Source organism: Streptomyces sp. NPDC002566 (genome assembly GCF_042889585.1).
Lineage (GTDB): Bacteria > Actinomycetota > Actinomycetes > Streptomycetales > Streptomycetaceae > Streptomyces.
The window spans coordinates 238189-253903 of sequence record NZ_JBIARD010000005.1; the positions used below are offsets into that span (position 1 = coordinate 238189).

Sequence of the window (15715 nt, forward strand, 5' to 3'; positions counted from 1 at the left end):
TGTTGATCGGGGCACTCTGTGATCGACGCGTTGTCATCAGGGGGGAAGCGCGATGCGTGAGCTTGAAGTGTCCTCAAGAGATGCCGAGGCGGTTGGTGCCCGCCGGATCGGCTGGTCGGCGGCGGCCGCTTGCGGCCTGGCCGCGCTGGTGCACGTCGGTACGGCGGGTCTGCTGATCGGCGGCCTGCTGCTCGTCCTTCTCGGCTGGAGCACCGTGGTGCAGCCGCTGATCGGCTTGTTGATGATCGGGCTCGCCGTCCAGGTGAGGCCCCGCTTCAGCAGGCCCAGACCCGACCTGCCCACGCTCGGACGGGACGACGCGCCGTCCCTGTTCGCCTTGCTGGACTCGATCGCGGACGCCGCCCGGGTGCGGCGCATCGAGATCGTTCAGCTCAGCGGGGACTTCGCCGTACGGCTCTCCCTCACGGGCGTCCGCCGCAGGCCGTGCCTGGAGTTGGGCCTGCCGCTCTGGCAGACGTTCACCCCGCAGCAGCGTGTCGCTGCCGTCGCCCACGAGCTGGGGCACTTCGCGGCGGCCGACGTCCGGCGCGGCACCCTGGTCGGCACGGCCTTCGGCGCCTTGAGGGGTGGGGCCGAGCTGACCCGGATCCAGGAACCGTCGGAACCCGTCTTCACGGTGTCCGACCTCTCGCGGCGCGCGGACGAGACGGCTGTCGGGGCGGGGCTGTTCACCGCCCGAGGACGCCGGAACTGGATCATGTGGTTGCCCGGCCTGCTGGTGCGGGGCACGGCGCGGCTGCTGACCCGGCTCACCCGGTCCGGCTCGCTGCACGTCGAGTTCCAGGCCGACGAGGTCGCCGCCCGGATAGCGTCCACCCGGGCGATGGACTCCGTCCTGCGCGACCGGCGACTGGCCGACGCCGTCGGCTCCGAGGTGCACCGGCTGGCGGTGACGGCCCGCACGTTCGGCCACCGCAAGGGCGCGAGCACCGAGCGGGAGTTCTGGGACCGGGTCGCGGCGCACGCCCACGCACTGCCCCACCGCACGGGAGACGGCCCCGAGGGCCCCCTGCACACCGACGCCGAGCGGCCCGGCCACCGCCGGGGCGAGGACTGCGCCCTCGTACCCGAACCCCAACGCCTGGCCCGCCTCTCCCACACCGACGCCCACCCGGCGACGATCACACTCGACACCCCCTTGGCGGACGCGATCGCCGAGGAACTGTCCGCACCCGGACGCCTGTTGGCAAGAAAGGTCATCCGAGACTGCGTCGCCACGTGACGCTCCCCTCTCACAGCTGAAGGCCAACGGATGTAATCCTCAGGGGCGTTAAGGTCTGCACCCGTGACCGAACCGACCTACCTGCACGCGACTCGGCTGGCCTACGACACCGTCGCCGTCGACTACGCCGAGCTCGTCCCGCCGCTGTTCGAAGGCGACCTGTACGGCCGCGCGATGATCAGCACGTTCGCCCAGCTCACGCGGTCCCTCGACGCCGGACCGGTCGCCGACCTCGGCTGCGGGCCCGGCCATGTGACGGCGCACCTCCAGTCGCTCGGGGTGACCGCGTTCGGCATCGACCTGTCCCCGAAGACGGTCGTGGTCGCCCGTCGCAGGCATCCGGACCTGCGGTTCGACGAAGGATCGATGACCGACCTGGACCTGGCGGACGGCAGTCTCGGCGGCGTCATCGCCTGGTACTCGATCGTGCACACGCCTCCGGAGCTGCTGCCGGTGGTGTTCGCCGAGTTCCACCGCGTACTGGCTCCAGGCGGCCATCTGCTGCTCGCCTTCAAGGCCGGCGACAGGCTCCGGCACCTGGAGAACGCCTACGGCCACGACCTGTCCCTGGACGTCTACTGGGTCTCCCCGGACCACATCACCGACCTGCTGACCCGGGCCGGACTGCCAGTTGAAGCCCGCCTGATCCGCGAACCGAACGCCCAGGAAAAACCCCGCCAGGGCCAACAGGCATACCTCCTGGCCCAAAAGCCGGCACAACCGGCTACGAAAGCCGACGACACCGTCACATGACAGGCCGCCGCGACCGACGCTTTCCTCGACAAGTCCAACGGCTTCGCGGCGATGATTCGTTCCCGAAGGGAATGTGACGTTTCGCCGCGCGCTTTGGCCTGTCGCGGCACACGTGACGGCTCCATACTTCAGCACCTGACGGACCCACGGGCTGAGGAGCACGGTGAGCGCAGCGGCGGCAGCAGGTACCTGGAAGCTCGGGGACCTGGAAGTGAATCGCATCGGCTACGGCGCGATGCGGCTGACAGGCAACGGCATGCTGGGGAACTCCGACGGCACGCCGATCGACCGCGCTGCCGCCGTCGCCCTGCTGCACAGCGCGTTCGAGCAGGGCGTCAACCACATCGACACGGCGGCCTTCTACTTCTCGGCACTGCGGTCCGCGAACGAACTCATCAACCGCGCCCTCGCGTCCTGGCGCGGCGACGTGGTCGTCGTGACCAAGGTCGGCCCCGGACGCGACCCTTCCGGCGAGTGGATCGCCGAAGCCCGCCCCGACCAGCTGCGTGGCCAGGTCGAGGAGAACTTGCGACAGCTAGGCCGGGACTGCCTGGACGTGGTGAACCTGCGCATCGGCGGCCCCCGCACAGCTTCGATCGCCGAGCACTTCGGCGCTCTCGCCGAACTGCGTGAGGCCGGACTCATCCGGCACCTGGGTCTCTCGGGTGTCCTGCCCGAGCACGTGACTGAGGCCCAGGGGATCGCGCCCGTGGTCTGCGTGCAGAACTCCTACGGCCTGGACTGGCGCCACGCCGACGAGAGCGGGCTGGTGGACCTGTGCGGGGAGCAGGGCATCGCCTTCGTCCCGTTCTTCGCGGTCTCCGGCCTGCGGCGCGAGGCAGCCGCAAGCCGGGAACAGGACGCACACGTTCAGTCCGTTGCCCGCGCCCACGATGCGACGCCGGCCCAGGTGCGGCTCGCCTGGACCCTTCACCGCGGTCCGCACGTGCTGGCCATTCCCGGCACCAAGAACCCGGTACACCTGGCGCAGAACATCGCCGCCGGAAGCCTGCGCCTGACCGAGGAGGAGCTGACGCTCCTCGACAAGACGAGCGCCACTGCGACTTCGTCGCCAACCCACGGGTGATCACCGCGATCGCCCTCGTCGCCCCGTCCGCCGCACGAACGACCCCGCCCCCGCCGCTGATGTGAGCGGCGGGGGCGGGGGCTGTGAGAGGGGTGTTGCGGGCCGTCGGTCAGAGGTAGTAGCCGAACAGGTCCGCGATCACGTGGGCGTTGCCGGCGTTGGGGCGGAAGTCGATCTTTCCGTTGACGACCGGCACGGTCACCAGGTTGGCCACGGTCTGGCCGGCGGTCCAGTTGAGGTTGGACGCGTTCGGCAGGGTGGTTCCGTCGGGCCAGACGGTCAGGAAGCCGTTGGACGTCGGGGCGGTGACGGTCACGTTGAGGACCACGGCCTTGGCGTTCGCCAGGGTGTGGCCGTCGTTGATGTTCAGCACCAGGTTGGTGCCGCCGGGAATCGGCGTGTTGCGGGCCGTGCCGAGGGCGTACCGGGTGTCGAGCAGTCGGCTCGGGCCCGCGGTGTGGAAGGACGAGCCCTCCGCCGCGGACGAGAAGTAGCCGAAGACGTCCGCGATGAAGTGCACGGTGCCGGTGCCGGCGTTGTACAGGTTCACCTTGCCGTCGGGGCCGATGGGCAGGACGACCATGTTCGGACGGGTCTGGCCCTTGAGCCAGTTGATGTTCGACGCGGTCGGCTGGGTCGCACCGCTCGGGTACGCGATCAGGTGACCGGTCGAGGTCGGCGCGGTCGCCGTGACGTTGAGGACCACGGCGGTGGCGCCCGAGGCCGGCACGCCGCCGGCGCCCGCGACCTGGAGAGACACCGTGCCCTTGCCGGCGACCGGGGTCTTGCCCGGGACGCCGATGGCGTTACGGGTGTCGAGGATCCGGGCCGGGCCCTTGGCCAGGTAGGTGCCGCCGCCGGCCTCGGTGGAGTAGTAACCGGACACGTCGGCGATGAAGTGCGTGGTGCCGCCGCCGGCGTTGAAGAGGTCGATCGAGCCGTCCTTGCCGACCGGGACGGTCACCAGGTTCGGGACGATCTGGCCCTTCAGCCAGTTCATGTTGGACGAGGACGGGCGGGTGGTGCCGCTCGGGTAGGCGATGAGGAAACCGGACGCGGTCGGCGAGACGGCCGTGACGTTGACGACGACGGCGGTGACGCCGGTCGCCGGGACGCCGCCGACGCCCGCCACCTTCAGCTTGACGGTGCCGTTCGCGGCGACCGGGTTGGTGCCGGCGCGGCCGATGCCGTAGCGGGTGTCGAGGACACGGGCCGGGGTCAGCGCGTTGAACGTGCTGGCCGGGGAGGCCGGGACGGCCTGGCACAGACCCTTGACGATCTCGCGGCCGTTCGGGGAGCCGAGGCCGGTCGCGAGGTCGTAGCCGGTGCCGGCCTGGTATGAACCGCTGAAGTTGCCGGACGCCGTCACGTTGTTGTTGCCGGTGGTGACGTCACGGAACGCGGTGCCCGGGAGCTGGTACAGCGCGGAGTGGACGTAGCCGACCGAGCCGTTGGCCTGGCAGGCGAGGTCCTGGTCGGCCTGCGCCATGAGCGCGGCCCACACCGGGGCGGCGCCGCTGGTGCCGCCGATGATGTTCCAGTACTGGGTGCCGTTGCTGTCGTGACCGAAGGCGACCGGGTAGCCGGTGGCCGGGTCGCCGACGCCGGAGACGTCCGGCACCTGGCGGCAGACCTTGCCGTCACCGGCGCCGCAGGCGTTGCTGTAGCCGGCGCCGGTGCGGTTCTGGAAGCCGTCGTTCGCCAGCTGGATGCGCCGGGAGACACCGCCGCCGGAGCCGTTCCAGGTGGTCTGGTTGGTGACCGCGGTCCGCATGGTGGTGCCGCCGACGCCGAGGACGTACGGCGAGCTGGCCGGGTTGTCGGTGACCAGTTGGTTCGCGTTCGGCGCGGCGTAGTCGGGCACGTAACAGCCGGTGGAGCCGCTGTCGCCGGAGGCGGCGACGACGGTCTGACCCTGGGCGGCCGCCTGCTGGAAGATCAGGTTCTCGGCGTCGAGGACCTCGTTCGGGGTGTTCAGCTCACAGCTGCCCCAGCTGACCGAGACGACCTTCGCGCGGTTCTCGTTGACGATCCGGCGGAAGGTCTCGGTGCCCTGGTCCCAGGTGTTCTCGCCTTGGTAGACGAGGATCTTCGACTGCGGGGCGAGACCGACGATGGTCTCGACGTCCAGCGCCGTCTCCAGGCCGATGCCGAGGTCCATGTCCACCGGATCCGAGGGCCCGCCGTTGACCCGCACCGAGCTGACCGGGACCTTCGTGCCGTGGCACGCCTGGTAGCTGTTGATGTCCCGCAGGTCGTAGTTCTCCAGCGAGTAGACGGCGATGGTGGTGCCCGTCTGCACGTTGGGCTGGTCCGCCATGTTGTAGGCCGAGGCCAGCGACTTGGCGCTCCAGTAGTCCTGCTTGTCGTAGGCCGGCTGGGAGCCGCCGTCGGTCGACGCGTACAGGTCCCTGATGGACGTGCACATCGTCGGCGTGGTGCCGGTCAGCCGGGACTGACGGGCGCCGTCGCTCGTCACCGCGGTCCGCTGCTTGCGGGCCGCGCTCTTCGCGCCGGTGTTGCGCGGCTCGTACGAGGCGAGCGTGCTCAGACCGACCACACCGCGGACGTCGTCCGCGACCGCGCCGTCGAACTGCGGGGCGCGGGTGTTGGTGAGGCCGGTGTCGCCGTCCTTCAGCTTGTAGCCGTCGAACTCGGTGGAGAAGGCCTTGGACGCCTCTGCGACCGTCGTGCGCACGGGCAGGGTGAGCCCGTCGGAGCCCAGCTCGCCGACCGTGAGGCCCTTGTCCTCCAGCTCGGCGCGGACCTTCTCGACGGTCTGCGGCAGCGCGCCGAAGACCTTCGCGAACTCACCCGTGCCGAGGTAGCGGCGGTAGTTCGGCGACTTCGGGTCGGACACCTCGGCGACGAAACGGCTCAGCGCCGCCGGGTCACGGGGCTCCAGGACGACGCTCAGGTCGAGCGACTCCCCGGCCGCCGGGTCCGCCGCGCGGACGGCGCCCTGCGGGATCTTCGGCGCGGAACCGACCCGCTGCGGGGCCGGCTCGTCGTTCGTGGTCGCGTACGACAACGGGGTCATGGTCGCGGTCACGGCCAGGGCGGCGACGGTCGCCGCACTCCACCTGAACGCCTTCTCACGGGCGGTTCGGCCCATGCACACTCCTTCTCGCGGTCCCTGTCGCCCGGTCAGGGCGCGGGCGGGTGAGACCGCGGAAGGGGCGCGTCCGTGCGGACGTGCGCGCGGAACTGCGCGCACGCGGGCACGGCGAAAGCGTGAAGAGCCGGTTCACTGGGTCCGGGCACGATGAGCCCGGACAGGACGACCTACGTGAGCCCCCCCGGCGGTGTCACCGCTCCCACGCGGCGGACGACAGCCAGAAGTGAATCTTTACGCGTCGTCAGGGCGACCGCTACGAGCGGGGAGTGGTTTTTATCTGACCGTGATCAGACAAATTGGAACATCCGTGGACATTGATCGTCTCTTGTGGTCAAGGCCACAGCAGTTCCCTGACCCAGGGCACGTCCCCCCGGCCCGTGTCACTCTCCTGGGCCGCGCCCTCCCGCCGGTACCTGAGCCGCAGGTGCCGCCGACGCGCGTCCCCCTGGAAGAACTCCGCCTCCTCGGGCCGCAGCCGGTACAGCGTCCAGGTCGGCGAGGGGGCGTCCGGCTCACGGCGGGCCCGCTCCCAGGCCGCCTCCGACTCCCTGGCCAGCTCCTCGGGCGACGCCAGGACCTCGCTCTGCCGGCCCGTCAGCGCGGCGGCCAGCGCACCGGTCGAGCGGGCGTGCAGATCCGCCTGGGACTCGGCGGACGGCGACGCCGCGACCGGGCCGCGCAGCCGGACCTGGCGGCCCAGGACGGGCCAGTAGAAGGTGAGCGCCGCGTAGGGGCGGGCGGCGAGGGAGCGGCCCTTCCTGCTCGTCGCGTGGCTGGCGAAGGACCAGCCGGAGGCGTCGGCGCCGTGCAGCATGACGATCCGGGCGTCCGGCAGCCCCTCCTCGTCGGCGGTCGAGAGGGTCATCGTGTGCGGCTCCCGCTCGCCCGCCGCCGCGACCTCGCCGAACCACGCCGTGAACAGCGTGAGCGGATCGGCGGGCGCCGCCCCGGGGTCGAAGGGCGGCAGCTCGGTCACCTCCGGGTCCCACACCCGCAGCGACCTCAGCAGCTCGTGAAGATCCGTTGCCATGCCGCGAGTATCGCCCGCGCGCTCCCGTAGGGGGGCGCGTCCGGGCCGGGACGGCTCTCACTCCCGGCCCAGGACCACCGTCCCCGAGGAGCAGAACCATCCGCCGGTCCCCGAGGCCACGCCCAGGCGGGGCAGGCCGCCGTCCCGCCCGCGCACCTGCCGCGCCCCCGCCTCGCCGCGCAGCTGCCGTACCGCCTCCACCAGCAGGAGCAGACCGCGCATCCCCGGGTGCTGGGCCGACAGGCCGCCCCCGTCGGTGTTGACCGGCAGCTCCCCGCCCTCGACCCTGAGCCGGCCCTTCTCCACGAACGCCCCGCCCTCGCCCTTCCCGCAGAAACCGAGGTCCTCCAGGGTCACCAGCGTCATGTAGGTGAACGCGTCGTAGATCTGCGCGAAGTCCATCTCCGCCGGCCCCACCCCGGCCCGCCCGAAGGCAAGACGCCCGCTGACCGCCGCCGGCGAGACGGTGAAGTCGTCCCACTCCGTCATGCTCGCGTGCGAGACGTGCTCGCCGGCGCCGAGGATCCAGACGGGGGCGGTGCGGCAGTCCCGTACGTACTCCTCGGCGGCCAGCAGGACCGCCGCGCCCCCGTCGGAGCGCAGACAGCAGTGCAGCTTGGTGAACGGGTCGGCGATCATCGGGCCCGACAGGACGTCGTCCACGGTGACCGGCGTGCGGAACATCGCGTCGGGGTTGAGGGCCGCGTTGGCGCGGGCCTGGACGGCGACCTCGGCCAACTGCTCGATGGTCGTGCCGTGTTCGAGCATGTGGCGGCGCGCGGCCATCGCGTACTTGGCGATCAGGGTGTGGCCGTAGGGGACTTCGAACTGGAGCGGGCCGCGGGCGCCGAACGCGAACGTGCCGGTCCGCCGGCCCGCCCGGATGTCGGCGCGGGCGGTGGAGCCGTAGGCGAGCAGGACGGCGTTCGCGTGCCCGGCCGCGATCGCGTCGGCGGCGTGGGAGGCCATGACCTCCCAGGTGGAGCCGCCGACGGAGGTGGAGTCGACCCAGGTGGGCCGCAGGCCCAGGTAGTCGGCCACCTCGACGGGCGCGAGGGCGCCGAGGCCCGCGGAGGCGAAGCCGTCGACGTGGGCGCGGTCCAGTCCCGCGTCCGCGAGCGCGCGGCGGGCCGCCTGGGCGTGCAGGGCGTAGGGGGTCGCGTCGTCCACCCGGCCGCAGTCGGAGAGGGCCGCGCCGACCACGGCGACCCTGCGAGAGCTGACGGTCACCATGAATCTGACGGTACATCAGAAACGTACGCCCGGGCAGGCGTCGTCGCTCTGGGCATCCCCGGTCGCCCGCCCTAATATGACGCTCCGTCAAATCCGGAGCGGTCCGGACAGGGGCGTCCGGAGCGGGCGTTCCGGAGGGGAGTGCCGCCCATGGACCCCGGCTTCACCGCCGAACAGGACGAGATCCGCCGCACCCTGCGGGAACTGCTCTGCAAACGCTGCGGCCCCCACGAACTGCGCGCCGCCCTCGACGCCCCCGCCGGCCACGACCCCGCCCTGTGGGCCGCCCTCGCCGACCAGCTCGGCCTGCCCGGCCTCGCCCTCCCGGAGGAGTACGGCGGCGTCGGCTGCCCGGTCACCGACCTCGCGCTCGCCTGCGAGGAGACCGGCCGCGCCCTCGCCCCCTCCCCGCTCCTCGCCACCTCCGTCCTCACCGCCCCGCTGGTCTTCGCCCTCGGCGACGACGCCCAGCGGGCCGCCCTCCTCCCGCGTCTCGCCTCCGGCGACCTCACCGCCGCCCTCGCCGTCCCCGGCCCCGCCCTGGCCACCGCCCTCGGGCTGACCGGCGGCAACGACGGCGACTGGGCGGGCGGCGGACGCGCGGGCGGCGTCCAGGCCCGCCGGACGGCAGGCGGGCGGGACGGCGGTGGGCGGGACGGCGGCGCGGGTTGGCGGCTGTACGGGGAGGCGGCGCAGGTCCTCGACGGGCACAGCGCCGGCCTGCTGCTCGTCGCCGCCCGCACGGGCGGATACGTCCGCTCCCGCACCCTCCTCTTCCTCGTCCCCGGGGACGCCCCCGGCCTCGTCCGCACCCGGCAGACCGCGCTGGACGCGACCCGTCCGCTGGGGCGCGTCCAACTGCGTGACGTGGAAGCGGAGTTGCTGGGAGAGGAAGACGGGGAGCAGGTGCTGCGAGCCCTTCTGCGGCTCGGCCACCAGGCTGCCGCCGTCCTCGCCTGCGAGGCCGCCGGGGCCGCCGGCCGCGCGCTGGAGCGCACCGTCGAGTACGTCGGGCAGCGCGAGCAGTTCGGCCGGGCCGTCGGCTCCTTCCAGGCCGTCCAGCACCGCCTGGCCGACGTCCACGTCCAGGTCCAGGCCGCCCGCTCCGCCGCCTACTACGCCGCCTGGGCGACGCCCCGGGGCGAGCGGGTCGGCGGGCTCGCCCTCGCCCAGGCACTCAAGGCCCAGCGCACCGCCGCCGCCGAGGCCGTCCAGCTGCACGGCGGAATCGGTTTCACCTGGGAGCACGACGCCCACCTGTACCTCAAGCGGGCCACGGGCGACGACCTGCTCTTCGGCCCGGCGCACCGGCTGCGCGCCCGCGCCGCCGACGAGGCCCGCGTCTTCGGGCGGCCGGAGGTGACGGCGTGATCGGCGTACGCCTCGTGCAGAAGATGTCCTCGGCCCCGGCCTTCGCCAAGGTCGCGCCTCATGTCATTCCCGCCCTGGACCGTGCCGTCCACCGGCTCACCCGGGGAAAGGTGCTGCTCAGCGCGCAGATGCTGCCCGGGGTCGTCCTCACCGCCACCGGCGCGCGCAGCGGGCGGCCCCGCCGTACGCCCCTCGCCTGCGTGCCCGAGGAGGGCGGCGGGAGCTGGCTGCTGGTCGGCTCCAACTTCGGCCGCCCCGGCCACCCCGCCTGGACCGCCAACCTCCTCGCCCACCCCGACGCCGAGATCAGCTTCAAGGGCGCCGACCTCCCCGTGACGGCCCGCCTGCTGACGGGCGAGGAGCGGGCGGCGGCCTGGCGGGCGGCGCTGGCGTTCTGGCCGCCCTACGCGACGTACCAGGCGCGGGTGGAACGCGAGATCCGCCTGTTCCGGATCACCCTCAGAGACGCCCAGGAGGCCCCGGAAGCCCCGTAGGGGCGCTCAGAAGGCATGCTGGAGCAGCAGGAACGCCCCGATCCCCAGCATCGCCGCCCCCGAGGTGCGGGTGACCGCGCGGGCGGCGGCCGGGCGGGCCCCGAGCAGGGTGCGGGCCAGGAGGCCCACCGTCAGGTAGACGGCGGCGCAGCACGCCATGTGCAGGACTCCGAGGGCGGCGGTCTGCGCCGGCACCGGCAGGACCGCGTCCCGGGTGACGAGGAACTGGGGCAGCACCGACAGGTAGAGCAGCAGGCCCTTGGGATTCAGGCCGCTGATCGCCGCCCCGCGCAGGAAGACCCGCCGTCCGCCCTCGGTCGCGGGTGCTTCCCCCGCCTCCGGCACCGCGGGCCGGCGCAGCACGCTCCACCCCAGCCACACGAGGTAGCCCGCGCCCGCGACCGTCAGCGCGGTGAGCAGCGCCGGCGAGCCCGCCACCAGCACCGCCAGGCCCGCCGCGGCCAGAGCGGTGTGCAGGGCGTACCCGCCGACCAGGCCGCCCACGGCGGCGGCGACCGAGCGGCCGCGCAGCCCGGCGGCGATCACGTACGCCCAGTCCGCGCCCGGCACGCACACCAGCAGCAGGTCGACGAGGAGGAAGGAGAGCAGGGTTCCCGAGTCCATGGAAGGGACATTAGTGCCGATACGGGCGAAGGTGTTCCCGGAGTTTTCCCAGCAAGCGCGTGCTTGAAGAAAGATCTGCCGCATGGACGACGTGGACCGGAAGATTCTTGCCGAGCTGCAGCAGGACGGGCGGCTGACCGTGACGGAGCTGGCCGCGCGCGTGCGGCTGAGTGTCTCGCCCTGTCACCGCCGACTGCGGGAGCTGGAGCGGTCGGGGGCGATCAGCCGGTACCGCGCGGTGGTGGAGCCGGCCGCGGTGGGGCTGAGCTTCGAGGCGCTGGTCTTCGTCTCGATGCGGCAGGAGGACCGGGACACCGTCGCCGAGTTCGAGCGGGCCGTCGGCGAGGTGGAGCACGTCCTGGACGCGCAGCGGCTGTTCGGCGAGCCCGACTACCTGCTCCGGGTGGCCACCGCCGACCTCGCCGCCTTCCAGCGGCTGTACGACGAGCGGCTGGCGACCCTGCCGGGGGTGCAGCGGCTGACGTCCACGCTCGTGATGAAGCACGTCGTCAAGGACCGCCCGCTGCCGGCGTGAACAGGGCGCCCGCGCGCGCACTTTCGCACACCTTCGAGCCGGGCGCCGGTGAGGACCGCACAGGACCGCACATCCTCCTCACACGGCCGCAGGCGGTGGCCCACCGGGGTGGACCACCGCCTGCGTGACAGGACTCGGGGCATCGATGCGGGAGTGCTACAAGGGCGCTACTTCGTCGGCTTCTTGCCGGTGATGCCCAGGTGCACCAACAGGGCGAGGTTCGGCTTGAGTTCGGCTTGCTTCACGCCCCAGCTCTGGAAACCCTTCTGGTGCGAGGCGACCGCCGCGAGCATCGCGACGATCGAACCCGCGATCGCGGCCGGGTTCACGTCCTTGTCGACGCGGCCCTTGGCCTGCAACTCGGCGACGGCGTCCGAAAGGGAGTTGTTCACCGAGTTGAGGATCTTCATACGGAGTTTGTAGAAGCGTTTGTCGCCTTCGGCCGCGCCGAGGTCGACGACGCGCAGGATGGCGTCGTTCTTCCGCCAGAACTCCAGGAAGCCGTCGACGAGTTCCTGGGCCGTCTGCCAGCCCGCCTTGCCGACCCAGGACCGTCCTTCGAGCAGCTCGGTCAACCCGGCTCCCTCGGCGGCCATTTGCTCGGCGATCTCGAGGACGGCGCCCTCGACGTCGGGGAAGTACTGGTAGAACGTCGCGGGCGAAGTGCCCGCCCTCCGGGCGACGTCGATGACCTTGACGTCCCGGTAGGGGGAGGAGCTGAGCATCTCGCTGAGGCAGTCGAGCAGCTTCTGCCGCGTCGCCTGCCCGCGCCGACCGGCCACGCGGCCGTCGACGGTACGCACTTGTCCTGTCATGCCGTCAGCTTACCGAGGGGTGATCGGAGCGCTATTCGGCCGACTGCAAATGGGGTGCGAGGGGGTCGAGGGGCGGGTGTGCCTGGTCTGCGGCCCGCGGACGGCGCGGTTAGTTTGGCAGCATGGCCGAAAACAGGGCATCGGTGGACGCGGCGGGCGTCACGGAGGGCGTCCCCTGCTGGGTGGACGCGCAGCTTCCCGACGTGGACGCGGGCAAGCGGTTCTACGGCGAGCTCTTCGGGTGGGAGTTCCAGGAGCCCGGTACGGCGTACGGCGCCACCGTGTGGGCCCGGCTGGACGGCGAGCCCGTCGCCGGTCTCGCGCACAAGACGGACGGCCGTATGCCCACCGTGTGGACGGTGTACTTCGCGACGCCGGACGCCGGGGCCACCGTGCGCCGGGTGCAGGCGGCCGGCGGGCAGGTGGTCATGGCGCCCTACCCGGTCGACGACCTGGGCCGGGCCGCACTCGCCGCCGACCCGGAGGGCGCCGTCTTCGGCCTGTGGCAGCCCGGCGTCCACCGCGGGTTCGGCGTCCGGCACCGGCCCGGCGCGTTCGCCTGGGCGCAGCTCTACGCCCGTGACACCGGGACGGCCAACACCTTCTACGGGCACCTCTTCCACGAGGCGTTGTTCGGGTCCGGCGCGGAACCCGACTTCGGGCGGGCGCCGGTCACCGACGTGTTCTCCGAGATGATGCCGCCGCACTTCCTCGTCCACTTCGGCGTGGAGGACTGCGAGGCGGCGCTCGGCGCGGTGACCCGGCTCGGCGGCCGGGTGCAGGCGGGGCCGTTCACCGCGTCGTACGGAACGGTGGCCGTGGTCACCGACAATCAAGGGGCGTCGTTCGCGGTTCTGGAGCGCTGAGCTGTAGCTTTTGCCCGGGAATGGCGTTGGACACCCCGTTTGTCGCCGGGTTCGCAACCGGTGGCCGGGCCAGGAAGAATCGGGGTGCGTGCCGCCACGGCGGTGCGGTGGTGAGACGCTGCACGGGGCCGCGTACACAAATGGGCTGCACGGGGTCGCGTACACACACGGGTGGCGTGGCTCGTACGGGGAGGTGGCAGGCAAGTGGTGGATCAGCTGACGCAGCACGATCCGCGGCGGATCGGGCCGTTCGAGGTGCTGGGACGGCTGGGGGCCGGCGGCATGGGGCTGGTCTATCTCGCGCGGTCGGCCTCGGGCCGGCGCGTGGCGATCAAGACGGTCCGCACCGAGCTCGCCGAGGACCAGCTCTTCCGCGTGCGTTTCACGCGCGAGGTGGAGGCGGCGCGGGCGGTCTCCGGCTTCTACACGGCCGCCGTCGTCGACGCCGATCCGCGCGCGGCCGTGCCCTGGCTGGCCACCGCCTACGTTCCCGCGCCCTCCCTCGAGGAGATAGTGAACGAGTGCGGGCCGCTGCCGGCCCAGGCGGTGCGGTGGCTGGCCGCGGGCGTCGCCGAGGCGCTGCAGTCCATCCACGGCGCCGGGCTCGTCCACCGGGACCTGAAGCCGTCCAACGTCCTCGTCGTCGAGGACGGCCCCCGGGTGATCGACTTCGGTATCGCCTCCGGAGTGTCGAACACGCGTTTGACGATGACGAACGTGGCGGTCGGCACGCCCGCGTACATGTCCCCCGAGCAGGCGAAGGACTCGCGCAGCGTCACCGGCGCGAGCGATGTGTTCTCGCTCGGCTCCATGCTGGTCTTCGCGGCCACCGGGCACCCGCCGTTCCACGGGGCGAACCCGGTCGAGACGGTCTTCATGCTGCTGCGCGAGGAGCCCGACCTCGACGGGCTCCCGGACGAGCTGCGCCCGCTGATCGACTCCTGTATGCAGATGGACGCCACGGGCCGCCCCAACCCCGCCGACCTGCAAGCCCAGCTCGCCCCGCATCTCTTCGGCTCGGGATCCGACGACAGCGGCACGGCGTCGGCGTGGCTGCCCGAGAAGGCGGTCGCCCTCATCGAGACGCGCCGCGGGGGCCGCCCGGCGAAACCGGCGCCCAGCCCCGCCCGGCCGGCCCTGCCGCCCCCGCCGCCGCCCTCGCACGACCCGGTCGTCCTCTCCCGCCCCGCGACGGCCGCCCCCGGCACCGGCCCGGTCCGGCTGCCGGGCGCCGCCGTGCCGATCGGCCCCGGGCCGCGCGTCGCCGACGTCCGCGCCACCGCCGCCGTCAAGGCACCCCTGCCCGAGCCCGGCCTGGTCGCCTCCTGGTCGCGCCCCCGCCCCGGCGTCAACGGCGCCGACCCGGCCGCCCTGCCGGCCGCCCCGTCCGCGCCGCCGGAGACCCCGGCCGGCTGGCGCCCCTGGCGTTTCCGCATGTCCAACGACGTGTGGGGCACCCCGTCCGTCGCCGGCGACCTCGTCTACGTCACCTCCTTCGAGGTGCACGCGCTGGACGTGGCGACCGGGCGGCGGCGCTTCAAGACGCGGGACGTGGCCTGGTCCACGGCGGTCGCCGACGGCCGCGTCCACGCCTCCGACGGCCCCACCCTGTTCGCCCTCGACGCCCGTGAGGGCACCGACCTGTGGCGGCTGCCGACGGACGGCTGGGTGTACTGCCTCAAGGCCGAGCGGGGCACCGTCGTCACCGGCACCCGCGGCGGCGGCGTCCAGGCCTGGGAGGCCTCCACCGGCCAGAAGCTGTGGGAGGTGACCGGCTGCCAGAGCGACTTCGAGTCACCGGAGGCCGGCCCCGCCCTGCACGACGGCACCGTCTACGTCTGGCAGGACGCCCGGCTGCGCGCCCTGGACGCCCGCACGGGCGACGAGCGCTGGTCGTACCCCATCGGCGACATGGCGTCCTGCGGCGGCGTCCCCGTCCGGGTCACGGCCGCCCCCGACGGCTACGTCTACCTCTCCGCCGGCACCCGCGTCCTCGCCGTCGACGTGGCGAGCGGGATGGTGCGCTGGCACTTCGAGGCCCCGGCGGTCTTCCTGTCCCCGCCCGCGTTCGTGCCCGGCCCGGCGGTGACCGGCGGCGGCGTGTACCTCGCCGACTACCTCGGCACGGTCTACGCCCTCGACGCCGCCGACGGCCGCGACCGCTGGCGCATCGCCACCGAGGCCCGCTCCTCCATCGACCCGGTGCTGGTCGCCGGCGGTCACGTCCACGTCGGCAGCGGCAAGGGCCTCTACACCCTCGACGCGGTCACGGGAACGCCCAAGTGGCGCTTCCAGGCGGGCGGCGACATCGTGGGCGCCCCCGCGGTCGCCGAGGGGCGCATCCACTTCGGCTCCACCGACCACCTCCTGTACACCCTCAAGGCCGACGACGGCCGCCTGCGCTGGAAGCTCGCCACCGGCGGCGAGATCACCGGCTCCCCGGTCGTCCGCGACGGAGTCGTCTACGCCTGCAGCAAGGACCGCTGCGTCTACGCCCTGGACGCGGAGAAGGGCACGGGCACGGCGCGGACGACCTGACCCGGCCC

At 72.8% G+C, this 15715-nt stretch carries 13 protein-coding genes; 8 read left to right on the forward strand and 5 right to left on the reverse strand.

All coding sequences use genetic code 11. The annotated features are described in order from the left end of the window. Positions 1-52: 52 nt before the first annotated feature. From ACFYXA_RS22640 to ACFYXA_RS22650, 3 genes are all read left to right on the forward strand, one after another. The gene (locus tag ACFYXA_RS22640; protein ID WP_389035551.1) at positions 53-1243 is read left to right on the forward strand and encodes a hypothetical protein; all 1191 of its coding nucleotides are present in this window, start codon (positions 53-55) and stop codon (positions 1241-1243) included. 63 nt (positions 1244-1306) lie between these two features. Continuing rightward, positions 1307-1996 (forward strand): class I SAM-dependent methyltransferase, encoded by a 690-nt coding sequence (locus ACFYXA_RS22645; protein ID WP_389035554.1) that lies wholly within the window; start codon positions 1307-1309, stop codon positions 1994-1996. A 163-nt stretch (positions 1997-2159) separates the two neighbouring features. Further along, positions 2160-3083 carry an oxidoreductase gene (locus ACFYXA_RS22650; protein WP_389035556.1) on the forward strand — a complete coding sequence of 308 codons (924 nt, stop codon included), beginning with the start codon at positions 2160-2162 and terminating at the stop codon, positions 3081-3083. A 109-nt stretch (positions 3084-3192) separates the two neighbouring features. Here the strand turns inward: ACFYXA_RS22650 and ACFYXA_RS22655 are convergent, their stop codons facing one another. The 3 genes from ACFYXA_RS22655 to ACFYXA_RS22665 all read right to left on the reverse strand — a co-directional run bounded on the left by ACFYXA_RS22655 (position 3193) and on the right by ACFYXA_RS22665 (position 8464). Then, positions 3193-6198, reverse strand: coding sequence for a protease pro-enzyme activation domain-containing protein (locus tag ACFYXA_RS22655; protein WP_389035560.1), 3006 nt, complete (start codon positions 6196-6198; stop codon positions 3193-3195). Between the two features lie 334 nt (positions 6199-6532). Then, positions 6533-7231 (reverse strand): pyridoxal 5'-phosphate synthase, encoded by a 699-nt coding sequence (locus tag ACFYXA_RS22660; protein WP_352246488.1) that lies wholly within the window; start codon positions 7229-7231, stop codon positions 6533-6535. Positions 7232-7288: 57 nt separating this feature from the next. Then, positions 7289-8464 (reverse strand): acetyl-CoA acetyltransferase, encoded by a 1176-nt coding sequence (locus tag ACFYXA_RS22665; RefSeq protein ID WP_389035563.1) that lies wholly within the window; start codon positions 8462-8464, stop codon positions 7289-7291. 150 nt (positions 8465-8614) lie between these two features. Here ACFYXA_RS22665 and ACFYXA_RS22670 point away from each other — a divergent pair, with 150 nt between their 5' ends. Next, complete coding sequence (locus tag ACFYXA_RS22670; RefSeq protein WP_389035566.1) at positions 8615-9835, forward strand: acyl-CoA dehydrogenase family protein; 1221 nt, start codon at positions 8615-8617, stop codon at positions 9833-9835. Continuing rightward, positions 9832-10329, forward strand: a complete 498-nt coding sequence (locus ACFYXA_RS22675) for a nitroreductase/quinone reductase family protein (RefSeq protein WP_389035569.1) — start codon at positions 9832-9834, stop codon at positions 10327-10329. Before ACFYXA_RS22670 ends, ACFYXA_RS22675 begins: the two co-directional genes overlap by 4 nt. A 6-nt stretch (positions 10330-10335) precedes the next feature. Here ACFYXA_RS22675 and ACFYXA_RS22680 read toward each other — a convergent pair whose 3' ends face one another. Next, positions 10336-10953 (reverse strand): LysE family translocator, encoded by a 618-nt coding sequence (locus ACFYXA_RS22680; protein ID WP_352246485.1) that lies wholly within the window; start codon positions 10951-10953, stop codon positions 10336-10338. An 82-nt stretch (positions 10954-11035) separates the two neighbouring features. Between ACFYXA_RS22680 and ACFYXA_RS22685 the strand changes: the two genes are divergently transcribed. Continuing rightward, on the forward strand, positions 11036-11488 hold the full coding sequence (locus tag ACFYXA_RS22685) for an Lrp/AsnC family transcriptional regulator (protein WP_130442156.1): 453 nt from the start codon (positions 11036-11038) through the stop codon (positions 11486-11488). A 167-nt stretch (positions 11489-11655) separates the two neighbouring features. Here the strand turns inward: ACFYXA_RS22685 and ACFYXA_RS22690 are convergent, their stop codons facing one another. Beyond that, positions 11656-12303: a TetR family transcriptional regulator gene (locus tag ACFYXA_RS22690; RefSeq protein WP_351091517.1), complete on the reverse strand. Its 648-nt coding sequence runs from the start codon at positions 12301-12303 to the stop codon at positions 11656-11658. A 122-nt stretch (positions 12304-12425) separates the two neighbouring features. On the opposite strand from ACFYXA_RS22690, the gene ACFYXA_RS22695 reads away from it, so the two are divergent. Together ACFYXA_RS22695 and ACFYXA_RS22700 are read left to right on the forward strand one after the other, a co-directional pair. Further along, positions 12426-13169: a VOC family protein gene (locus tag ACFYXA_RS22695; RefSeq protein WP_352246484.1), complete on the forward strand. Its 744-nt coding sequence runs from the start codon at positions 12426-12428 to the stop codon at positions 13167-13169. Positions 13170-13373: 204 nt separating this feature from the next. Then, entirely contained in the window at positions 13374-15707 is a 2334-nt protein-coding gene (locus ACFYXA_RS22700; protein ID WP_389035575.1) for a PQQ-binding-like beta-propeller repeat protein, read from the forward strand. Positions 15708-15715: the final 8 nt, after the last annotated feature.